Below are 21369 nucleotides of genomic sequence, written 5' to 3'. Positions count from 1 at the left end.
ACCTAGACCCCGTATCCGGACGGGCCGTGGCGGCGCCCGAACCGGCGGCGGGACGGCGTTCCCGCACTCGCCGCGCGCGTCCGTGCGGCCCGGCCGCGCGGGGTTCGGCGATCCCCCCGGACGGTGCCGCACCGCCTGTCATGGTGGCCTGGCGAGGCGGCCGGGAGGGTGGGCAAAGCCACGTCCACGTCGCGGTGGAGCAGGTCGGCTTTGCGGCGATTCCTGGCTACGCTGGCGCAGTGAGCGGCGCCACAACGAGGTGGCGAAGGGTCTCAAGGGGAGTAGTCGATGAGCGGCATGCTCGATCAAGCGAAGGACGACCTGCTCCGGCGGGCGGCTGAGACGTGCGCGCAGCGCCCGGGGGCGCGCGGCGGGGACGTGGAGGAGGCCTTCAGCTACCTCCGGCTGTACTACCGGCACGTCGCCCGCGAGGACCTGCTGGACAGAGACCCGGCCGACATCTGCGGCCCCGCGATGGCGCACCGGGCCCTCGGCGAGGAGCGGCCGCAGGGACGCGCGAAGGTGCGCGTCTACACGCCGACCCTGGAGGAGAACGGCTGGGACCCGGGCCACACGGTCGTGCAGGTCGTCACCGACGACATGCCCTTCCTGGTCGACTCGGTCACCATGGAGCTGACCCGGCACCAGCTCGCCACGCACCTGATCGTCCACCCGCTGCTCGGCGTGGACCGCGACGTCGCGGGCCACCTGAAGGCGTTCCGCGGCAAGCTCGACAGCGACGACGACGTCGACGAGTCGTGGATGCACATCGAAGTGGACCGTACCAGCGACCGGTCCGTCCTGGACGCGCTGGAGAAGGACCTGCTCCGCGTCCTGGGGGACGTCCGCGTCGCCGTCGAGGACGAGCCGAAGATGCGCGCCCGCGCCGGGGAGATCGCCACCGCGATCCAGGAGTCCGCGCCGCCGCTGCCGGGCAAGGAGCTCGCCGAGGGCGTCGAGCTGCTCGACTGGCTGGTGGACGGGCACTTCACGTTCCTCGGCTACCGCGACTACACGCTCACCGAGGACGGCACCGCGCTCAAGCCCGAGCCCGGCACCGGGCTCGGCATCCTGCGCAGCGACAAGCAGGAGTCCGACAGCTTCGCGGCGCTGCCGCCGGAGGTCCGCGAGAAGGCGACGGAGAAGCGCCTGCTGGTCCTGACCAAGGCGAACTCGCGCTCCACCGTCCACCGCCCGCTCTACCTCGACTACATCGGGGTCAAGAAGTTCGACGAGGCCGGCAACGTCATCGGCGAGCGCCGCTTCCTCGGCCTGTTCACGCACGTCGCCTACAGCGAGTCGCTGTCGCACATCCCCGTCCTCAAGCGCAAGCTGGAGGAGGTGCTGGAGCTCGCCGGGTTCACCGCCGACAGCTACGACGGCCAGGACCTCATCGAGATACTGGAGAGCTACCCGCGCGACGAGCTGTTCCAGATCTCCGTCGACGACCTGCTCCCGATCTCGCTCGGCGTGCTGCGGCTCCGCGAGCGCCGCCAGCTGAAGCTGTTCCTGCGCAAGGACCTGTACGGCCGCTACATGTCCTGCATGGTCTACCTGCCGCGCGACCGCTACACCACCAAGGTCCGGCTGCGCATCCAGGACCTGCTGAAGGAGGCGTTCCACGGCGTCAGCGTCGACTACAGCGCCAACGTGACCGAGTCGATGCTGGCGCGGCTGCACGTGGTCGTCCGCGGCGAGCGCGGCCGTCCACTGCCCGCCGTGGACGTCCCCGAGCTGGAGGGACGGCTCGCCGCCGCCATCCGCTCGTGGGAGGACGACCTCGGCGACGCGCTCGTCGAGCAGTGCGGCGAGGAGCGCGCCGGGGACCTCGTCCGCCGGTTCGGGGAGGCGTTCCCCGAGGGCTACAAGGCTGACTTCCCGGCCCGCACCGCCGTCGCCGACCTGCGCCGCCTCGACGACCTGACCCCCGACCCCGGCAACGACACCTCCATCAACCTGTACGAGCCGTACAGCGCCGAGCCGGGCGAGCGCCGCTTCAAGATCTACCGGCTGGGCGAGCCGATCTCGCTGTCCCGGGTGCTGCCGCTGCTGCAGAACATGGGCGTCGAGGTGATCGACGAGCGGCCGTACGAGATCAGGACCGCCGACGGGCACCGGTTCTGGATCTACGACCTGGGCCTGCGCTACGAGCCGCCCCCCGGCGCCGCCGACGAGTCCATCAAGGGCCCGTTCCAGGACGCGTTCACCCGGCTGTGGCGCGGCGAGATCGAGAACGACGGGTTCAACGCGCTCGTCCTGCACGTCGGGCTGAACTGGTGGCAGGCGATGATCCTGCGCGCCTACGCCCTCTACCTGCGGCAGACCGGCACCACGTTCTCCAAGCGCTACATCGAGCAGGTGCTGCTGCGGAACGCCTCCATCACGCGGCTGATCGTCCGGCTGTGGGAGAGCCGCCTCGACCCGACCCTGCAGGGCGGCGAGGAGGAGCGCAGCGCGGGCATCACCGAGGAGATCCAGGGCAAGCTGGACGAGGTCGCCAGCCTCGACGAGGACCGCATCCTCCGCGCCTACCTCGCGCTCGTCCAGGCGACCCTGCGCACGAACCACTACCAGGGCAGGCCGTACCTGTCGATGAAGTTCGACCCGCACGCCATCCCCGACCTGCCCGAACCCCGCCCCACCTATGAGGTGTTCGTGTACTCGCCGAAGGTCGAGGGCGTGCACCTGCGGTTCGGGACGGTCGCGCGCGGCGGGCTCCGCTGGTCCGACCGCCGCGAGGACTTCCGCACCGAGATCCTCGGCCTGGTCAAGGCGCAGGCCGTGAAGAACACCGTGATCGTCCCGGCGGGCGCGAAGGGCGGGTTCGTCGGCAAGCAGCTGCCCGACCCGTCGATCGACCGGGAGGCGTGGCAGCAGGCCGGGATCGCCTGCTACAAGGACTTCATCTCCGGCCTGCTCGACATCACCGACAACCTGGTGGACGGGAAAGTCGTCCCGCCGCCGAACGTCGTCCGGCACGACGGCGACGACACCTACCTCGTCGTCGCCGCCGACAAGGGCACCGCCACGTTCTCCGACCTCGCCAACGGCGTCGCCGCCGAGTACGGCTTCTGGCTCGGCGACGCGTTCGCGTCCGGCGGCTCGGTCGGCTACGACCACAAGGGCATGGGCATCACCGCCCGCGGCGCCTGGGAGTCGGTGAAGTACCACTTCCGCTCCCTCGGCACCGACATCCAGAACGAGGACTTCACCGCCGTCGGCATCGGCGACATGTCCGGGGACGTGTTCGGCAACGGCATGCTCCTCTCCGAGCACACCCGGCTCATCGCCGCGTTCGACCACCGGCACATCTTCATCGACCCCGACCCGGACGCCGCGGCCTCGTTCGCCGAGCGCCGCCGCCTGTTCGAGCTGCCGCGCAGCAGCTGGGAGGACTACGACACCGCGCTGATCTCCAGGGGCGGCGGCGTGTTCCCCCGCACGGTCAAGTCGATCGGGGTGACCCCGCAGATGCGGGCCGCGCTCGGCATCGAGGGCGCGGTGAAGGCGCTCACCCCGTTCGAGCTGATCAGGGCCGTCCTGAAGGCCCCCGTCGACCTGCTCTGGAACGGCGGGATCGGCACCTACGTGAAGTCGTCCATCGAGAACAACGCCGACGTCGGCGACAAGGCGAACGACTCGGTCCGGATCGACGGCGCCGAGCTGCGCTGCCGCGTCGTCGGCGAGGGCGGCAACCTCGGCGTCACCCAGCTCGGCCGCATCGAGTTCGCCCGCACCGGCGGCCTGATCAACACCGACTTCATCGACAACTCCGCGGGCGTCGACACCTCCGACCACGAGGTCAACATCAAGATCCTGCTGGACCAGGCCGTCCGGGACGGCGAGCTGACCGGCAAGCAGCGCGACGGCCTGCTGTACGAGATGACCGACGAGGTCGGACGACTCGTTTTGCGCGACAACTACGCGCAGAACGTCGTCCTCGCCGCCGCCCGCGCCCAGGCGCCCGCGATGCTCCACATCCACGCCCGCTACCTGCGCAAACTCGAACGCGACGGCCGCCTCCAGCGGCGCATCGAGTTCCTCCCCGACGACAAGGCCCTGGCGGAGCGCCGCCAGGCGGGCCTCGGGCTCACCAGCCCGGAGTTCTCCGTCCTGCTCGCCTACGCCAAGCTCGCCCTCGACCACGATCTCGTCGCCTCCGACCTGGCCGACGACCCGTACCTGGAGGCGTGGCTGGTCGACTACTTCCCGACCCCGCTGCGCGAGCGGTTCCGCCCCTACATGGACCGGCACCCGCTGCGCCGCGAGATCATCACCACCGCCGTGGTGAACGACCTGATCAACGCGAGCGGCTCGACGTTCGTGTTCCGGATGAACGAGGAGACGGGGGCGTCGTCGTCCGACATCGCCCGCGCCTACCTCGTCGCCCGCGACGTGTTCGAGATGCCGAAGTTCTGGCGCTCGGTCGAGTCCCTCTCGCACCAGGTCGACGAGTCCACGCAGATCGCGATGCTCCTCGAAGCCCGGAAGCTGACCGAGCGCGGCGCCCGCTGGCTGCTGCACAACCGGCGCCCGCCGTTCGACATCCGCGAGACGATCGGCTTCTTCGCCGGGAGCGCGGCCACGCTGAGCACCCACCTGTCGAAGCTCCTCGTCGGGCTGGACCTCGCCGCGTTCGAGCAGCGCCGCGACGGCTTCGCGCAGCGCGGCGTCCCGGACGAGCTCGCCGAACGCTGCGCGACGTTCGTCCCCGCCTTCTCCACCTTCGACCTGGTCGGCATCGCGCACGACACGGGCCGCCCGGTGGAGGAGGTCGCCGAGGTGTACTTCGACCTGGCCGACCGCCTGCAGCTGTCCCGGCTCCGCGAACGCATCATCGCGCTGCCCCGCGACGACAAGTGGCGCTCCATGGCCCGCTCCGCGCTCCGCGACGACCTGTACACCGCGCACGCGGCCCTGACCAGGGACGTCCTGGTCACCAGCGAGCCGGGCGGGCAGCCCGAGGAGCGCATGGTCCTGTGGGCGGACAAGAACAAGCCGGCCGTCCAGCGCGCCCAGCAGACCCTCAGCGAGATATGGGAGAGCGACAGCTTCGACCTGGCAACCCTCTCCGTAGCCCTAGGCGCGATCCGCACCCTGGTAACGGCGAGCTCTCTACCATCAGCTGAATAGGCACCCGACACCAGCCACCGCCGCAACCCCGCGACGACCTGGGCCGTCGCGATCGCGTCCGAAGGCAGGTTCGAGCTTGCGAGAACCTGATCGCGCAGCGAGCCGCCAGGCGAGCCGGAGCGATGCAGCGATCGCACGCGTTTCTCGACGATGGAGGGCCGCCAAGGCCCGAAGGAGGAGAGAAAGGCAATAGGTACAGCACCGTCGAGTGCCGGGCTGGTCTCGCTGCAGCGGTCAGAAGCGCGGGACCGCCCGGCACCCGACGGAGATCAGGTGCCGTGCGCGGTGACGGCCTTGCGGTACATCCCGGTGACCGTGGCGCGGCCCTTCGGCGGGACGGCGGCCAGGTACTGCACGAGGACGGTCGTGTCCATGCGCGTCCTGGCGGCCTTGACGGGGGCGAGCCCGAGAAGGTCCCCGCCCACGGCCAAGCGTCCCCGCTTGGCCGAGGAGTACGCCTCGTTCTGCTTGATGACGTACCAGACGAGGGCCCCCCGGTCCTTGGTACGGAGCGCGAACACCCGGTACTGGGTGGGGGAGAACCGGGACGAGAGCGTGACGCCCCGTCCGGCCAGGGACTTCTCGCCCTGCTTCAGCGCCTTGTACGTCTCGCTGGTCTGCGCCCCGTCCGCCAGGAGGGACGCCTTCGGCGCGCCGGGCCCGTCGGTGAGGAGCGCGGCGTGCGCCTCGGGCAGCGTGCCGGGCGCGGTGGCGAGGCCCTCACGCTCGTCCGCGTCGACCGGGGTGGCGTAGCCCTCCGAGTCGAGCGCGACGTTGCCCAGCGCGTCGCTGGTGGGGTACGGGTTGGCGGTCAGCAGCCACGGCGTCCCCGCCTTGTCCTGCGTGAACAGCAGCGCGTGCCGCACCGAGCGCTTCCCCTGCCCGGTGACCGTGGCGGCGGCGAACCAGCGCGGATAGCCGCTCACCCGCGGGATGTAGAACGAGGTGTTCATGAACTTCACCTCCGGCGGCGGCCGCTTGATGACGCGACGGAGCTTGAGTGACGCCTCGTCCATGGACAGCTGCGGTTCGGCCTCGATGGCCGCCAGGGCCCTGCGGTCGACCTTGAGCCGCAGCCGGTTGGCGCCGGCGGCGTAGGAGTCGAGGACCTGCTGGGCCTGCTCCTTGCTGAGCGCCGGTGCGGCGGAGCGTTTCTCCGCCTCGGCGGAGGATGGCGAACGTCCCGAGCAGCCGGTCCCCATGGCGGCCGTGATCAGGCAGGACGTGAAGAGTGAAGCGACGGTGATGATGCGTGCGGGCATTGCGAAAAGCCCCCCGAAGTGGTGACGGAGATCCGGACCGCACGCCATCCTCGCAGAGTGACCGTGCAGTCACTCTATGAACACGAAACCTCGCCGAGCAAAACTTGATGGGGGACGGGCGAAGGACGCCCAGGTCAGGCGGTCTGCTGCTCCTGCTGCCGCAGCCAGCGGATCTCGGCCTCGATGAACTCGTCGATGTCGCCGTCGAGCACGGCCGAGGGGTTGCCGGCCTCGATGCCGGTGCGGAGGTCCTTCACGATCTGGTACGGGTGCAGCACGTAGTTGCGGATCTGCGTGCCCCAGCTGCTGGTGCCCTCGCCCCGCAGCGCGGACATCTTCTCCGCCTCTTCCTGCCGCTTGCGCTCCAGCAGCTTGGCCTGCAGGACGTTCATCGCCGTGGCCTTGTTCTGGATCTGGCTGCGCTCGTTCTGGCAGGACACGACGATCCCGGTCGGGATGTGGGTGATCCGCACCGCGGAGTCGGTGGTGTTGACGCCCTGCCCGCCCGGGCCGGACGACCGGTACACGTCGATGCGCAGGTCGTTCTCGTCGATGTCGACGTGGTCGCTCTGCTCGACCACCGGGACGACGTCCAGGCCCGCGAACGACGTCTGGCGGCGGCCCTGGTTGTCGAACGGAGAGATCCGGACGAGCCGGTGCGTGCCGTGCTCGCCGCGCAGCGTCCCGTACGCGTAGGGCGCCTTCACCGTGAACGTCGTCGACTTGATGCCCGCCTCTTCGGCGTAGGACGTCTCGTAGACCTCGGTCGGGTAGTTGTGCCGCTCCGCCCAGCGCAGGTACATGCGCTGGAGCTGCTCGGCCCAGTCGGCCGCGTCGACCCCGCCCGCCTGGGCGTTGATCGTGACGAGCGCCTCCCGCGCGTCGTACTCGCCCGACATGAGGGTGCGGACCTCGAGCTGCTGGATCGCCTTGCGCAGCGCGGTGAGCTCCTCGTCGGCCTCGGTGCGGGTGTCGGCGTCGTCCATCTCCTCGGCGAGCTCGTACAGGGTCGCGGCGTCGTCCAGCCGCTGCCGCAGGCCCTCGACCTTGCCCAGCTCGCTCTCCAGGTACGACAGGCGGCGCGTCACCGTCTGGGCGCGCTCCTGGTCGTTCCACAGGTCAGGGTCGGCCGACTGCTCGCGCAATTCGGCGATGTCGCGCCGCATCGCGTCGAGGTCCAGCACCTGCTCGATGCCGGCGAGAGTCGAGCCGAGCTCCTTGAGCTGCTCTTCGGGTTCGATGCCTGCCACGCCTTCGAGCTTATCGCCGTCCGGGCACCGGTCGGGCGTCTGATCTTCCGCACGGGTGATCGGCCGGTCCTTCGCGCCGGGGAATGCCCGACCCGTCCGGCCAATACCATGTGATGGCAGAATCACGGGCCGAGGAGGCCCGCCGAGGACGGCGGGCCATGGAGTTCGGTCCGGGGGACGGGTCTGTGCACAGGTTCTCGCGGGTGATCGCGGCAGCGATGATCGTCGTCATGCCGCTGGCCGCGGGCTGCGCCGAGGGCAAGGCCAAGGCGCGGCCGACCGCCGCCATGCCCACGACGTCGCCGCCCGAGCCCGTCCCGCTGACGCCGGAGGTCGCCGAGCGCGCGTTCCGCACCTACGTCACCGACGAGGACGTCGCCAGGGCCGCCGGTGACGAGCGGCTCGCGCTGACGTGGACGTCCGACGGCCAGTCCCAGCTCACCGCCGCCGAGTTCCGCAAGGCCGCCTACGACGGCGACCCCGTACGGCGTTTCGTCTACGGCGACCCCAAGATGTACGTCCCGAAGCTGAAGGACGGCCATTTCCCCCAGTGGTTCCTTGTGTCGGTCGACCGCTCCGTCTTGGGCGAGGCCAAGAGCAAGCGCAGGGCGCTGATGGGGTTCATACTGCGCGGCCCGTCCGACGACTGGAAGCTGACGATCGCGACCCTCCTGCAGCCGAAGGCGAAGGAACCGGCGGTCCTGATCGGCAAGGACGGCTACGCGACCCCGCTGAGCAGCGACGACAGATCGGTGCTGATCCGTCCCCGCGACGTCGGCGGCATCCAGGCGACGATCGCCGCGGAGGGCGGGCGCAGCGTGGCCGCGAAGGTCATGAAGTCCGGCGCGGTCACGACGGGCTACTACAAGGCGGCGAGGCGGGCCAAGAAGAAGGCCAGGGAGAAGGACCTCACGCTTCAGGTCGTCTACACGGCGACGCCCTTCCCGTACTTCGGGCTGCGGACGAAGACCGGCGGCGGCCTGATCATCTATTCGCTGTTCCGCAACACCTCGCTCGTCGCCAAGGACCCGGAGACGCCGAAGCCGGAGATCCCGGAGGAGGCGGAGCATCTGCTCGACGGGACCGTCGAGGGCAACGAGGTCGCCACGACGGCGACCCTGCATTTCGCGGCGTACGACCCCGCGAAGGCCGGGAAGGGAAAGCCGCAGCCGAAGGCGCATCTGATCGCCGACGACGGGGCGATCTCCAAGGCCGCCACACCGCCGCTCAAGAAGCCTTAACGCCGATCAGGCAATCATGGGAGCCGCGCGGTGAGTCCTCCCGCGGTGGAGCGCTCCTAGCCGTAGACCCGCTGGAGGACGAGCGCGGCGAAGAGCAGCGCGACGAGCCCCGCGAGGACGAGGGCGGGCGGTACGGACGGGCCGTGCCGGTGCAGTTCGGACCGGGCCTCCCGGCAGGTGGCGCAGCGCCCTTCCACCACCGGGTTCGAGCACCGAGCGCAGATCAGATGTTCGCAGCTCATGTCGTGGCCCCAATCTCCGAGAACGGGACGCCGGCCCCGCGGCGGGGGAACGTCGACGTGTCTGGTGTCTGTCGAGCTTGTCTGGTGTCCGTCCACCTATTAGGTATCTTTCTCCATCATCCAGCCTAGCCGGACTGTATGGTCGTTCCGGCAAGTCCGGGAGCTTGACGGTACGAAACGACCGGACGTCGGGAGACGGTTCGCATGGCACTGATCCGACAAGACACCCTGATCGGGCGATGCGGCGGCCCTGCGCGTTCGTACCACGTCGAGTGGGACGAGATAGTTGACTCTCCCCTCTACACTGCTCGAAGGCTCCGCGTCCTCCCCGGTCGCGAAGCCGGGCGGCGCAGGCCGGAGACCGTGGGCGACCAGCCCGCGGCCGCGGTCGGGGCCGCTCCCCAACCCCTAGACTGAACCGCCGTGATGCAGCCGTGATCCATTTCGACAACGTCACCAAGGTCTACCCGAGCCAGAACCGGCCCGCCCTGGCGCACGTGAACGTCGCCATCGAGAAGGGCGAGTTCCTGTTCCTGGTGGGGCCCTCCGGCTCCGGCAAGTCGACCTTCCTGCGACTCATCCTGAAGGAGGAGCGTCCTTCCCAGGGTCACGTGCACGTGGCGGGCAAGGACCTGAGCAGGCTGAGCAACTGGAAGGTGCCGCACCTGCGCCGCAGGATCGGCTGCGTCTTCCAGGACTTCCGCCTTCTCCCCAACAAGAACGTCTTCGAGAACGTCGCTTTCGCCCTCGAGGTGATCGGCAAGCCGCGGCGCTTCATCGGCAAGGTCGTCCCCGAGGTCATCGACCTCGTCGGCCTTGAGGGCAAGGCCCACCGGATGCCGGACGAGCTGTCCGGCGGCGAGCAGCAGCGCGTCGCGATCGCGCGGGCGTTCGTCAACCGGCCGATGATCCTGCTGGCGGACGAGCCGACGGGGAACATCGACCCCGCGACCTCGATCGGCATCATGAAGGTGCTGGACCGGATCAACCGGACCGGCACCACCGTCGTGATGGCCACCCACGACGCCGCGATCGTCGACGCGTTCCGCAAGCGCGTCGTCGAGCTGGAGGACGGCCGCGTCGTCCGCGACCAGTCCCGCGGCGTGTACGGGCAGGCCTACTGACCCTCCACGGCACATCCATCTGAACCATCGATTCCTTCCGGGTCGTACGACACCGAGTACGGTGTCGGCCCACAGGTAGGAACCGCCCGCAACGGGCCGCGTTCCCCAGTACGGAGACGGCCCAGGCTTCCGGCGGGACACAGGCGATCAAGGACAGCGAGGCATGCGCGTACAGTTCGTTCTCCAGGAGATCTGGATCGGTCTCCGCCGGAACATGACGATGACGATCTCCCTCGTCATCACCGTCGCCATCGCCATGGCGCTCTTCGGCACCGGGCTGCTCCTGCGCGAGCAGGTCCGGGCGTCCAAGAGCTTCTGGTACGACAAGATCGAGGTCTCGATCTTCCTGTGCGCCAAGACGAGCTACAACGAGGCCTGCCAGAAGCAGGACGTCACCGAGCAGCAGCGGCAGACCCTCAAGTCGCAGCTGGAGAAGATGCCGCAGGTCTCGAACGTCGAGTACGAGAGCAAGCAGCAGGCGTACGCCCGGTTCAAGGACAACTTCGCGGGCGCGCCCGGCTTCGTGCAGAGCACCAAAGAGGGCGACATCCCCGACTCGTTCCGGGTGAAGCTGAAGAACCCCGAGGAGTACAAGGCGGTCGCGCAGGCGATGCTCGGCCAGCCCGGGGTCGACTCCGTGATCAACGAACAGGAGATCCTGAAACGGTTCTTCAGGATCCTGAACGGCCTCCAGGTGGCCGCGCTGACGATCGCGCTGATCCAGGTGGTCGCGGCGGTGATGCTGGTCGGCAACACGGTCCGGCTGTCGGCGTTCAACCGGCGCCGGGAGACGGGCATCATGCGGCTGGTCGGCGCGTCCAACACCTATATCCAGATGCCGTTCATCCTGGAGGGCGCGATCGCCGGGCTGATCGGCGGGCTGTTCGCGTCCGTCCTGCTCATCTTCAGCAAGAAACTGCTGGTCGACCGATTGGCGGGGGACGTCCAGCTCGTCAGCCAACTCGGCTGGAGTACGGTGATCGCCGTCATAGTCCTGTCGATCTGCTTCGGTGTACTGCTCTGCGCCGTCGCATCGTTCCTCACCTTGCGCAGATACCTGAGAATCTGACCGGGGTGAACCCTGCGGCGTGACCGGATCCGGCTGAAGCGCCGGGTCCGGCATGGTCCGCCGCCCTACACTTGCCGCATGCTCCGGCCCGTGCTTCGGGGAAGGCGGCCCCGGCGAATCCCCCAGGACATACGACCTCCCCATGGCAGAAAGACCGGGCGGTTGCTGCGCGGCGCCGCCGTCGCCGCCGCGATCCTCAGCGCCTACGGGCTGGGGATGGTGAGCGGCTCGGGGACGCAGCGGCACACCGCCGTCGCGGGCGGCGGGTCCGTCCTCGACGAGGCCGCCACGAAGATCAGCGGCCAGGCCGCGAAGCCGGTCGGGCGCGCCGAGCTCGACCGCGCCGCCATCGAGGGCATGCTGCGCGGCCTCGGCGACAGGTGGGCGCAGTACTACTCCGCCCGCGAGTACGACGACGTCGAAGGGCGCCTGACCGGCCACTACAGCGGCGTCGGCCTGTGGCTCGGCGGCGACTCCGAGCTCCGGGCGGGCGGCTCGGGCGTGCAGGTCGCGAGCGTCCAGCCGGGCAGCGCCGCCGCCCGCGCCGGGGTGCTGCCCGGCGACGTCATCACCGGCGTCGGGTCCGCGTCCGCGGCCGGGTGGGGCGCCGAGCGGGTCGCCGAGGCGCTGCGGGGACGTCCGGACCAGCCCGTCGAACTCACCGTCGAACGCGAACGTCGAACAAAGCGGTTCCATCTCGTCCGCACCCCGGTTCCCGCAGGAGACGTCACCGTGACCGACCTCCCGGAGCAGGCGCGGATGATCCGGATCGGCGCCTTCACGCGCGGCACCGGGCAGCAGGTCCGCGCCGCCGCCGCCGGACGGCCGCCGTCCGGCGGTGTCCTGCTCGACCTGCGCGGCAACCCGGGCGGGCTACTGGACGAGGCCGTCGAGACGGCGTCGGCGTTCCTGTCCGGCGGACCCGTCGTGACCTACGAGCCGCGCGGGCGGCCCGTCCAGAACCGGATGGTGACCCGGACCGGCGACGCCCGCACACCGCTCGTCGTGCTGGTCGACGCCGGCACCGCGAGCGCCGCGGAGATCGTCGCGGGGTCCCTGCGCGACCGCGACCGCGCGGTGATCATAGGATCGCGTACGTACGGGAAGGGCTCGGTGCAGGAGCCCATCCGGCTGGCCGACGGGTCGGTCATCGAGCTGACCGTCGGTCGCTACCGCACCCCGAGCGGCCGTAACCTCGACGGGGTCGGGATCGAACCCGACGTGGCGGTCTCCGCCGACCGTCCGCCCAAGGAGGCCGAGCGACGGGCCCGGACGGTGCTGCGCGGCCTGCGCGCCGCCCTACCGCACAAGGACGAGGACTGAGGAAGTGGCACGGGACACCGGGCGCAAGAAGGACAAGGACAGCGGGCGCAGGCTCATCGCCCAGAACAAGCGCGCCCGCTACGACTACCACGTCGACGACACGTGGGAGGCGGGCATGGTGCTGATGGGCACCGAGGTGAAGGCGCTGCGCGCCGGCCGCGCCTCCCTCGCCGACGGCTTCGCCCACGTGCGGGACGGGGAGGTGTGGCTGGAGAACGTCCACATCCCCGAGTACACCGAGGGCACCTGGACCAACCACGCCCCCCGCCGGCGCCGCAAGCTGCTGCTGCACCGCCGCGAGATCCAGAAGATCATCGCCAAGTCGGAGGAGCCCGGCTGGACCCTGATCCCGCTGTCCCTCTACTTCAAGGACGGGCGGGCCAAGGTCGAGATCGGGCTGGCCCGTGGTAAGAAGTCGTACGACAAGCGCCAGGCCATCGCAAAGCGGGAAGCCGAGCGGGAGATGCAGAAGGCGGCGGCGGCCCGGTTCAGGAGACGGTGAAGGGTGCCGATGACCAACGGTGGCCGTAGGCGGATTGCGCGGAGCACACGCGCGGTACGGGGCACGCGGACGCGCAGGCGCCAGGCGGCGTCCTTGGCGGTCTCCGGCGCGCTCGTCGCGTCCGTGACGACGGGATGCTGGGCCGAGCCGTCGGCGATGCCCGCCGTCCGCGACTTCCTCATCGCCTGGCAGGTCGGCAACTACGAGGCGGCCGCCGGCAAGACCGTCGGCATCGACAGGCGGCAGGTCGAGGACGCGCTCGGCCGCGTCCGGCAGCAGCTGGACGCGGCGTCCCTGCGGCTGTCGCTCGGCACCCAGGTCAAGGGCAGCGACGTCGACCAGATCGTCAAGAAGGGCGACGAGGCCGACGCGCGCTTCACCGTGAAGATCGACCTCGGTGAGAACGGCCAGCCGTGGGAGTATCCCGGGCTGATGCACCTGAAGCGCGTCGGCGGCAAGTGGAAGGTCGTCTGGAGCCCGTCCATCATTCACACGAAGCTGAAACCGGGGCAGCGGCTCGCCGTGGTGACGCAGGTGCCCAAACGGGCGGCCATCACCGACACGCAGGGCCGCTCCGTGGTGCGCGCGGTCGACGCCTACATGGTCGGCGTGTACCCCGGGCAGCTCGCCGACCCGCAGAAGACCCTCGACCTGCTCGCCAAGCAGACGAAGATCGACGGCGGCCGCCGCCTGGACGCCGAACGCCTCCTCGGCCGCGTCCAGTCCGCCCCGCCGCAGGAGTTCCTGCCGCTGCTGACCCTTGAGGTTCCCGCGCACACCAAGTTGATCCAGCGGCTCAACCGCGTCCCGGGCATCCAGTTCCAGGGCGTCAAGGCCCCCATCGCGCCCGCGTACGCGCCGGAGCTGATCGGCGGCCTCGGCCCCGCCACCGCCGACCGCCTCCAGCAGGTCGGCGCCCCCTACCAGCCGGGCGACACCATCGGCGTCAGCGGCATCCAGCTCCTCCAGCAGCGCCGCCTCGCCGGGACGCCCACCGTCCGCGTCGTGGCGCAGGACGAGACCGGCAGGAACACCGAAGAGCTGCGCTCCTGGCCCGGCCAGGACCCGCAGGTCGTCCGGACGACCCTCGACCCCGGCTACCAGCGCCGCGCCGACTTCGCCCTCGACGGGCTGCCCTACCCCGCGTCCATGGTGGCCGTGCGCCCGAGCACCGGCGAGGTCCTGGCCGTCTCCAACCACGAGACGAAGGGCAAGAACCTCGCGTTCGAGGGCCATTACCCGCCCGGGCTGACGTTCGGGATCGTCTCCGCCGAGGCCCTGTTCTCCCAGGGCGGCATGAACCAGACGTCGCGGACGACCTGCCCCGGCAGGGTGACCGTCGGTAACCAGACGTTCAGCAACAAGGCCCGTTCCGCCAGCACGTTCGCCAACCACTTCGCCATGTCCTGCAAGACGACCTTCGCGCAGCTGAGCAGCAAGCTGGACGCGCAGACCCTCGTCAAGGAGGCGGGCCAGCTGGGCCTGGGCCAGAACTGGGGCCTGCTCGTCCCGGCGTTCACCGGCTCGGTCCCGACCCCCGCCGACGACGGCGAGAAGGCCGCCGCCATGATCGGCGAGGGGAAGGTCGAGGTGAGCCCCCTCGCCATGGCCCTCGTCGCCGCCGCCGCGCAGAACGGCACCTGGAAGCCGCCGTACGTGCTCTCGGACGTCCCGAAGCCCGTCCAGCCGCCCCCACCGCAGAACCTGCGGCCCGAGTCCATCGCCAACCTCAAGAAGCTCCTCGGCCGCAACGCCAAGGTCGGCAATGCCCGCGAGGCCCGCGTGTCCGGCGACGTCGTTGGCGTCGCCGCGCTCGCCACCTACCAGCAGGACGGCGTCACGAAGACGGTCTCCTGGTTCGTCGGCTCCTACAGCGACCGCGCCTTCGCCATCGCCGTGGAGGGCCGCGTCAACACCCCCCAGCTGGCCGCCAGGTTCCTGACCGGCTCTGCCACAGGCCGCGGCTGAGGGCGGGCGACTTTGTCATCCTTTTAAGCACCAGGCGCAACTAACCCATGCCTCCCAGGCGTCTTTACGGGTGACTGAGACACCGCTTGGGGGGTTGCGGACTCAGTCGCCGTGATGAGACCAGAGCCTCGTCTCGGGGGAGGCTCTGTTGTCTGGACCGGCCCGACCCTGCCGGTCGACCCCGGTGGGCGCGACCAGTTCGCGCCCACCGGGGTCCACGGGAATCACGTTGCCCGTTCATGCGTTATCCCTGTAACGTCATCGTGGGACGTCCTCGGACGCCCGTTTGACAACTCAACATGGGGGTGACCGGCTTCGACTTCGGTCGTTCGAGCCAGGGGAAGCGGGTCGAGGGTTGCTGTCGTGACCTCGTAAATCCTGTGACAGCAAACCAATAACTGCCAACACGAAGCAGTCCGAGTTCGCCCTCGCCGCCTGAGCGAGGAGCGAACTCTGTCAGCCCGGGTGAGTCTCCGCCCCGGGATCTGGCATCGTAAGGAGACTCCACCTGCCGGCCCGGTCGCGGGGCCGGTAGGGACAACCAACAGCGACTGAGTCCGTCGGCGACACGCCTGCGTGAGCGCCGGGACTGAGAAAACGCCAAGCAGGCTGCACCCGGAGAAGCCCTGGCCCATCACCGAAGGACGCGGGTTCGATTCCCGCCACCTCCACGAGTCGGGCGACCATGGTCGGCGCTTCGCGCCTTCCAGGTCGCCCGCAGTGTTTTTCGGGGGGACGACCCCCCGAACCCCCCGGTTCTGGCCGGCGGCTTCCGCGTTTTAGTCCCGGAGTACTCCCGATTTACGCTTGTCCGCTGTCGAGGATCTCGGCCGCCCGGGCGGAAGCCACGCCGCGTCCCATGTAGACATCCTGCGTCATGCTGGGCTTGGCATGCCCGAGGTGGTCGACGATCGCGTGGGCGCTCAGCCCGGCCTCGTCCACCCGAGTGGCGACGGTCTTCCGAAACGTGTGCGAAGTGACCCCATCCGAACCGCTCGGCTTCGATGCGGGCGAGTACCTCCTTGACGTCCCGGTTGGTGTTGGACGAGTTCCGCACTCCGCCGAACAGGCCCGGGAACAGTAGCTCGACGTCCCCGGCAGGGCGCTGGGTCTCCTCGTCGTCCTCGCCGATGACCGTGATCTGCCGGTCGCCGTGCGGCCACGACATCGCCATGCGGCGTCGGCACAGCTCCACCAGGTGCGGCGGGAGCGCGATCACCCGCCATCCCGCCTCGGTCTTGGGGCGCAGCTGGAGACAGGTCCCTTTTCCTTTCAGGCGCACGCTCGTCGCGTTGACCTCCAGTACTCCGGCCTCCAGATCGACGACCTCGGCGCGGACGCCGAGGGCCTCTCCGATGCGCATGCCGGTGCCGTCGAGGAATTCGATCAGGTCGGCGGCGTCCAACTCGGCGGCGCGCTCGTCGCCGGCGACCTTCGCCAGCATCACGGCCTCGTCCTCGCGGCTCAGGGCCTTCGGCCTGGTCTTGCGGCGGGTCGAGATCTTCGCGATCTCGCGCACGGGGTTCGTGTCGAGCGCGCCGTGGCGCACCACCATCCCGAGCAAGAGCGACAGCACGTCCCGGGTCGTCTTGGCCGCGCTGGGGCCGTGGTTTTTGCGCACGGCCTTGACGAACGCATCGCACCTCGGCACATCGATCTCGCGCATCAGCAGGCCGCCCATTGCCTTCAGGATCCGGTCGAGCGCCCGCTCGTAGATTTCCCGCGTCTGCAGTGTCAGTGTGCCGGACTCGGCGATCTCGGCCTGCCACAGCTTTGCCGCGTCGCGAAGCCTGGTCTCCGCCGTGATCTCGCCGTCGGCCGGGGGACCGGTGCGGTCGCGCAGCGCCTCCTTGAGCCGCCGCTCGGCGGCCGCCTGCGTGGGCCCGTTCCGGGCACCAACGGGCCGTCGCCGCATCAGGTGCCACCGGTCTGACCCGGAGCGGGGATCGGGTTGTCGTCACTGGCCAGCGCGTTCCCCATCATTCGGCCGGGTATCTGGACGGAGGTGACCGGAGTGACCGATGACGCCGGAAGGCGACCGCCGACCGTCCCCCGTCGAGCCGCTGAGCGTGCACACCGAGCCCCATCCGGACGGGCGCGTACTAACGGTGCGCCTTGGCGGCGAGATCGACTATGCGTCCGGCGGTCTGCTGCGCGAGCGGGTGATCTCGGCGGCGGGGCAGGCCACCCCACCCCGGCTGGTGCTGGACCTGGACGGGGTGACCTTCTGCGACGCCTCCGGGTTGGGTGCCCTGGTGGCGATCCGGAACGCGGTCCGCACCCGCCACGGCGATCTGGTCATCGCCCGGCCGCCGGTACTGTGTCGCCGGATCCTGCACTGCACCGGCCTGGACCAGCACATCCACACCACCGCCACGCTCGACTGCGCCATCACCCATCTCACCCGCTGAACAAGCCCATCACGCCAGCACCGACGCGGCTCTGCGCACGTCAACGCCTGGCCGCAGAAGACGCCTCACCCGGACCCAAAATCTGAAATTATCGCGATAGATTGTGTGCTGCCAGATGTGGACATTTGTGCAGTCCCCTTATCCGGGCGGGGTTGATTATTGAGAGTGTAGTCAGGATTTGGTTCCGATCACTACGCCGTTCGCGCTGATGGCTTCGAAGCGGATGGTACGGATCTCCTTGAATCCGACGTCGTACAGCCAGCGCGTGTATTCCGCTGCGGTGTAGTTGCGTCCGAAGGTCTCCACCAGCATGTGGATGCTCATCAGCGCCGCGTCGGCAGGGCCGTCCTTGGTGTCGTCGACCAGCAGTTCACTTATGATAATTCGGCCACCGGTGGACAGCGCGCGCCAGCACTGCTCCAGGATGGTCCGGCACTGGTCCTCTGCCCAGTCGTGAAGGATCATCGACAACAGGATGGTGTCGTGATCCGCCGGGAGTTCGTCGGTGAAGAAGTCCCCCTCGACGACGTCAACACGGTGGCCCAGTCCGGCTTCGCTGATCTTCGCCCGCGCGAATGCGCAGGCTTGGGGCAGGTCGAACAGCGTCGCCCGCAGGTGTGGGTACTTCCGGCAAAGCATGATGTCGAATGATCCGCCGCCGCCGCCGACATCGAGTAGGCGGTGGCTGTCGACGAAATCGACGTGCCCGGCGACCTGGCGCGCCGTCCAGATCGAAAGCGAGTTCATGCCCGCCCAGAATGGCTCCCGGAATTCCGGATTGAGGTTGTCGAACAGCGAGGTTTGGGTGGACGGATCCCAGGTCGTGGGCGCGTTGTTGCGCAGCGCTTCCTCCAGCCGCATCCAGCCTGGGGCGCTGTGGCGATCGAACAACTGGACGACTCCACCGAAATAGAAGGGCTTTCCTTCCACCAGATACTCCTCGGCAACCGGTGTGTTCTCGTACCGGCCCGGGTCGGTGACGCGTAGTAGCCCCAGGGCTGCGCACGCGGTGAGCAGGAGTTCGGCTGGGCGCTCAGGGACCTTCGCTTTTTCAGAAAGCTCAGCGACCGACACGCCTGATCTGGGCCGGGCCAGCTCAAATACACTCAACGCATGGGCCACCGCCATCGTGCGGGCAGCCCACAAACCCGTGCAGATTCGCATCAGGGGTATGGGACTCGGAACCGTTGAAGTATCACTCATCCTTCCACCTTTCGGGGAGCGGCATCACAGACCCAGCGTTTACATCGGCAAGTGCTCTCAGAGTGAGCACATTATTGGAACCATGTCTACTGACGCTGGTGGCGATATCAGGCTCGCCGATACGCCATGCGAGTATCACCAATGGAGCCACGCAGGGGCGCTTCCTGGGATTATTGGACCCGTGCATCCGCGACGCGCGCGGCTTCTGAGACCGCTACGTGTGCCTCGAGGCGCTGATTGATCGAGTGGAGGTGAGACTGCCAGATGGCCCGGATCCGACGAGCAAAGAGACACTCACCTGCAGGACCTGATTGCCCAGGCCCGACCGACTTGCTGACATCATCGGTGTCGGCCCGGAAACCGCCGCCCTACTACTGATCACCAGTGGTGACAACCCCGACCGGCTGACCTCCGCCGACGCCTTCGCCACCCTCTGCGGCGACGCACCCGTCCCCGCCTCCAGCGGCAAGACTAACCGCCACCGGCTCTCCCGCGGTGGCGACCGCCGGGTCAGCCGCGCGCTCTACCTCATCGTCCTTAGCCGCATGGCCTGGTGCCCACGCACCAAGGCCTACATCACCCGCCGCACCACCGACGGCAAGACCAAGAAGGAGATCATCCGCTGCCTCAAGTGGTACACCGCCCGCGGACCCTCACCGGACCCCGGCACCAAGCACGACCCGCCACCGGTTGACCTCCATAGGAGCATCGGTGGGCTTCATTGAGCATTCGCCGACGCGTCCAGCACCCGGCCAGGCTGAACAGCCTGTGTCGTAGCTCGACGGCTTCCTACTGGGAGCCGCCGTGCGTGGTCGGGGGTCCTGCGTCGCCGGATGGCAGGGGGACGGCTCTGAGGACGGTGTTCAGGATCGTGTCGGCGTACGCCCGGCTGATCGGCTGGCCGGTGATCTGCAGCCGGTACCACAGTGGCGCGACGAGCAGGTCTTCAAGCAGCAGTGGGTCGAAGCCGATCAGTTACCCGTCCTGTTGCCCGGCACGGATCCGGTCCTGATTGCGGCCGGAGAGGGTGATGTGGACCCGCCGACGGCGCGGCGTCCCGGTCGAGGAGCTCCGTAAGGGGAAAGATCATTCGGCCGCAAGACCCGACGGGGCCTCAGCGATGGGCTACCGTGTCAGTTGGCCCACCACCTCACCGCACTCCTGCGCCGCTCCAACCGGCTCACCAACGAGCTGAGCCGGTTCCGGCTCCGGATGGCCGTGCACAGCGGTGACGTCGAGCGCGACGAGCACGGTGTGCTCGGCCAGCCGTTGACGCACCTGTACCGGCTACTGGAGGCCCCCGCCTTCAAACGCCGCCTCGCAGCCACCAGCGCCGACCTCGGAATGCTGATCTCTCAGCAGCTCTACCAGCACGCCTCCGCGACCGGCCGCATCAACACCGCCACCTACCACCCCATCAGCGTTCGCCATAAAGAGACACGCGCTTGCGGATACCTCTGGCTTCCCCCACCTACGGCCCAGCACACTGACCCATCCCTAGCCTTCGGCCCGAACTGAGCCTGCGCCGGGTCACCAACCCCGCTCGCGTTGCAAGCGGTACAGCGGGAGGGTCCAGTTGACGATCGAATGCAGGAACAACGGGGTGTACATCACGATCGTTCCCGCGATGAAGACCAGCTCACGCCCTGCGCCGATGTAGCGGTACACGACTGCCAGCAAGATGCTGACCGGGCAGGTCCACAGGACATGGCAAGCCATGCTGAACCTGACGTACCTCCCTATTAGGAGGTAGGAGTTGCGGTTCACCGGGCCGCCGCCGCGTGCGTGCAGCCACCAGTTGATACAAGCGATCAAGCAGATGCACTCGGTTACCGCGATCATGGCTAGGAAGGCTCCAGTGCTGTCTCGCACCTGGACGATGATCAAAAATTCCAGGACGCCGAGCAGGTACGGGGCCACCGAGTCCAGCATGGTCGGTACCCACGTGAACGCCGTCGAGCCCACCATGTACTCCTGCCATACCCCGACGATCACGATGAAGGCGGTTCCGTACGCCAGCCACTGGCTGGCGCTCGGGCTGGGGCCGGTCAGAGCGCTCCGTGCGAGGAAACCGAACGCGACGCCCTGAATGATGCTGATCTGCGTCAGGTAGATGTCCTTGAACGACCCCTCGATTCGCTCTAGCAGCTCGATGGGCTGCGCCTGAGGAGCGGCTGACTGGATGGGAGTGACGGAATGGAGGGCCGGCGTGTCGGCGCAGGGCGGCGTGCGGCTCCTCTGCAGGGCCAAGCCGAGGAGCACAACGGCTGCAGCTCCCATCATCGCCTTGTGCCTGGCCTCCACGACCGCTCCCCGCAGCCCGCTCTCGGTCACCTTCTGACTACCGTAGGTCCTTCGCCTCAGCCTTTTCCTGCCCTGGCCGGGTCGGGCCAGGGCGGATCTCGTGTACGCCCACGGAAAGCGCGCGGCGCAGGTCCGCGTCGGTCAGGTTCGCGCCGCACAGGACCGCGCTGGTCAGGTTCGCTCAGGTATGCGCCGGTCAGGTTCGCGCCGCTGAGGGTGGCGTCGTTAAAGCGGGCGTCGCGGAGGGCCGTTTGAGGGGGGCGCGGATGCCGTGCATGTAGTGGGATTGGGACGGAGGGCTGGCCAGGGTGGTGCGTGTGGCGGCGATGTCGGGGGA

Annotated in this window: 15 protein-coding genes, 1 other RNA gene and 1 pseudogene; 11 read left to right on the top strand and 6 right to left on the bottom strand. The window is 68.9% G+C overall.

Translation table 11 applies throughout. The features are described from left to right. Window positions 1-288 precede the first annotated feature (288 nt). The gene (locus E1264_RS22515; protein WP_132176647.1) at window positions 289-5133 is read left to right on the top strand and encodes an NAD-glutamate dehydrogenase; all 4845 of its coding nucleotides are present in this window, start codon (window positions 289-291) and stop codon (window positions 5131-5133) included. 269 nt (window positions 5134-5402) lie between these two features. Here the strand turns inward: E1264_RS22515 and E1264_RS22510 are convergent, their stop codons facing one another. Together E1264_RS22510 and prfB are read right to left on the bottom strand one after the other, a co-directional pair. Continuing rightward, the gene (locus E1264_RS22510) at window positions 5403-6395 is read right to left on the bottom strand and encodes a hypothetical protein (RefSeq protein ID WP_132176645.1); all 993 of its coding nucleotides are present in this window, start codon (window positions 6393-6395) and stop codon (window positions 5403-5405) included. A gap of 134 nt (window positions 6396-6529) precedes the next feature. Continuing rightward, window positions 6530-7645 (bottom strand): peptide chain release factor 2, encoded by a 1116-nt coding sequence (prfB, locus tag E1264_RS22505; RefSeq protein WP_132176643.1) that lies wholly within the window; start codon window positions 7643-7645, stop codon window positions 6530-6532. Window positions 7646-7758: 113 nt separating this feature from the next. Here prfB and E1264_RS22500 point away from each other — a divergent pair, with 113 nt between their 5' ends. Then, the gene (locus tag E1264_RS22500; RefSeq protein ID WP_243711096.1) at window positions 7759-8886 is read left to right on the top strand and encodes a hypothetical protein; all 1128 of its coding nucleotides are present in this window, start codon (window positions 7759-7761) and stop codon (window positions 8884-8886) included. 56 nt (window positions 8887-8942) lie between these two features. On the opposite strand, the gene E1264_RS22495 is transcribed toward E1264_RS22500, so the two are convergent. Further along, window positions 8943-9128 (bottom strand): hypothetical protein, encoded by a 186-nt coding sequence (locus E1264_RS22495; protein ID WP_132176641.1) that lies wholly within the window; start codon window positions 9126-9128, stop codon window positions 8943-8945. A 434-nt stretch (window positions 9129-9562) separates the two neighbouring features. Here E1264_RS22495 and ftsE point away from each other — a divergent pair, with 434 nt between their 5' ends. From ftsE to ssrA, 6 genes are all read left to right on the top strand, one after another. Next, entirely contained in the window at window positions 9563-10252 is a 690-nt protein-coding gene (gene ftsE / locus E1264_RS22490; protein ID WP_117398760.1) for a cell division ATP-binding protein FtsE, read from the top strand. Window positions 10253-10415: 163 nt separating this feature from the next. Then, the gene (gene ftsX / locus E1264_RS22485) at window positions 10416-11321 is read left to right on the top strand and encodes a permease-like cell division protein FtsX (RefSeq protein ID WP_132176639.1); all 906 of its coding nucleotides are present in this window, start codon (window positions 10416-10418) and stop codon (window positions 11319-11321) included. Window positions 11322-11483: 162 nt separating this feature from the next. After that, window positions 11484-12644 carry a S41 family peptidase gene (locus E1264_RS22480; RefSeq protein ID WP_243711095.1) on the top strand — a complete coding sequence of 387 codons (1161 nt, stop codon included), beginning with the start codon at window positions 11484-11486 and terminating at the stop codon, window positions 12642-12644. A 4-nt stretch (window positions 12645-12648) separates the two neighbouring features. Next, window positions 12649-13146: an SsrA-binding protein SmpB gene (gene smpB / locus E1264_RS22475; protein ID WP_132176635.1), complete on the top strand. Its 498-nt coding sequence runs from the start codon at window positions 12649-12651 to the stop codon at window positions 13144-13146. A 93-nt stretch (window positions 13147-13239) separates the two neighbouring features. Next, window positions 13240-15114, top strand: coding sequence for a penicillin-binding transpeptidase domain-containing protein (locus tag E1264_RS22470; RefSeq protein ID WP_132176633.1), 1875 nt, complete (start codon window positions 13240-13242; stop codon window positions 15112-15114). A gap of 301 nt (window positions 15115-15415) precedes the next feature. Beyond that, window positions 15416-15788: a transfer-messenger RNA gene (ssrA, locus tag E1264_RS22465) on the top strand. Here the strand turns inward: ssrA and E1264_RS45405 are convergent. Beyond that, window positions 15749-17029 (bottom strand): hypothetical protein, encoded by a 1281-nt coding sequence (locus tag E1264_RS45405; protein ID WP_243711094.1) that lies wholly within the window; start codon window positions 17027-17029, stop codon window positions 15749-15751. The genes ssrA and E1264_RS45405 overlap by 40 nt on opposite strands. A gap of 106 nt (window positions 17030-17135) precedes the next feature. Here E1264_RS45405 and E1264_RS22450 point away from each other — a divergent pair, with 106 nt between their 5' ends. Continuing rightward, window positions 17136-17525, top strand: a complete 390-nt coding sequence (locus E1264_RS22450) for an STAS domain-containing protein (RefSeq protein WP_132176629.1) — start codon at window positions 17136-17138, stop codon at window positions 17523-17525. Window positions 17526-17696: 171 nt separating this feature from the next. Here E1264_RS22450 and E1264_RS22445 read toward each other — a convergent pair whose 3' ends face one another. Further along, on the bottom strand, window positions 17697-18689 hold the full coding sequence (locus E1264_RS22445; RefSeq protein WP_207936079.1) for a methyltransferase: 993 nt from the start codon (window positions 18687-18689) through the stop codon (window positions 17697-17699). Between the two features lie 359 nt (window positions 18690-19048). Between E1264_RS22445 and E1264_RS22440 the strand changes: the two are divergent. Continuing rightward, a pseudogene (locus tag E1264_RS22440) lies at window positions 19049-19453 on the top strand (IS110 family transposase); the annotation flags it as partial. Between the two features lie 412 nt (window positions 19454-19865). After that, window positions 19866-20246, top strand: coding sequence for a hypothetical protein (locus E1264_RS22435; RefSeq protein ID WP_132176623.1), 381 nt, complete (start codon window positions 19866-19868; stop codon window positions 20244-20246). Window positions 20247-20258: 12 nt separating this feature from the next. Here the strand turns inward: E1264_RS22435 and E1264_RS22430 are convergent, their stop codons facing one another. Continuing rightward, window positions 20259-21062: a hypothetical protein gene (locus E1264_RS22430; RefSeq protein ID WP_132176621.1), complete on the bottom strand. Its 804-nt coding sequence runs from the start codon at window positions 21060-21062 to the stop codon at window positions 20259-20261. Window positions 21063-21369: the final 307 nt, after the last annotated feature.

It is taken from the genome of Actinomadura sp. KC216 (assembly GCF_004348535.1).
Taxonomy (GTDB): Bacteria; Actinomycetota; Actinomycetes; order Streptosporangiales; family Streptosporangiaceae; genus Spirillospora.
Note: the sequence above shows the minus strand (reverse complement) of the source record. Positions and strands in the feature narration are given on the sequence as shown.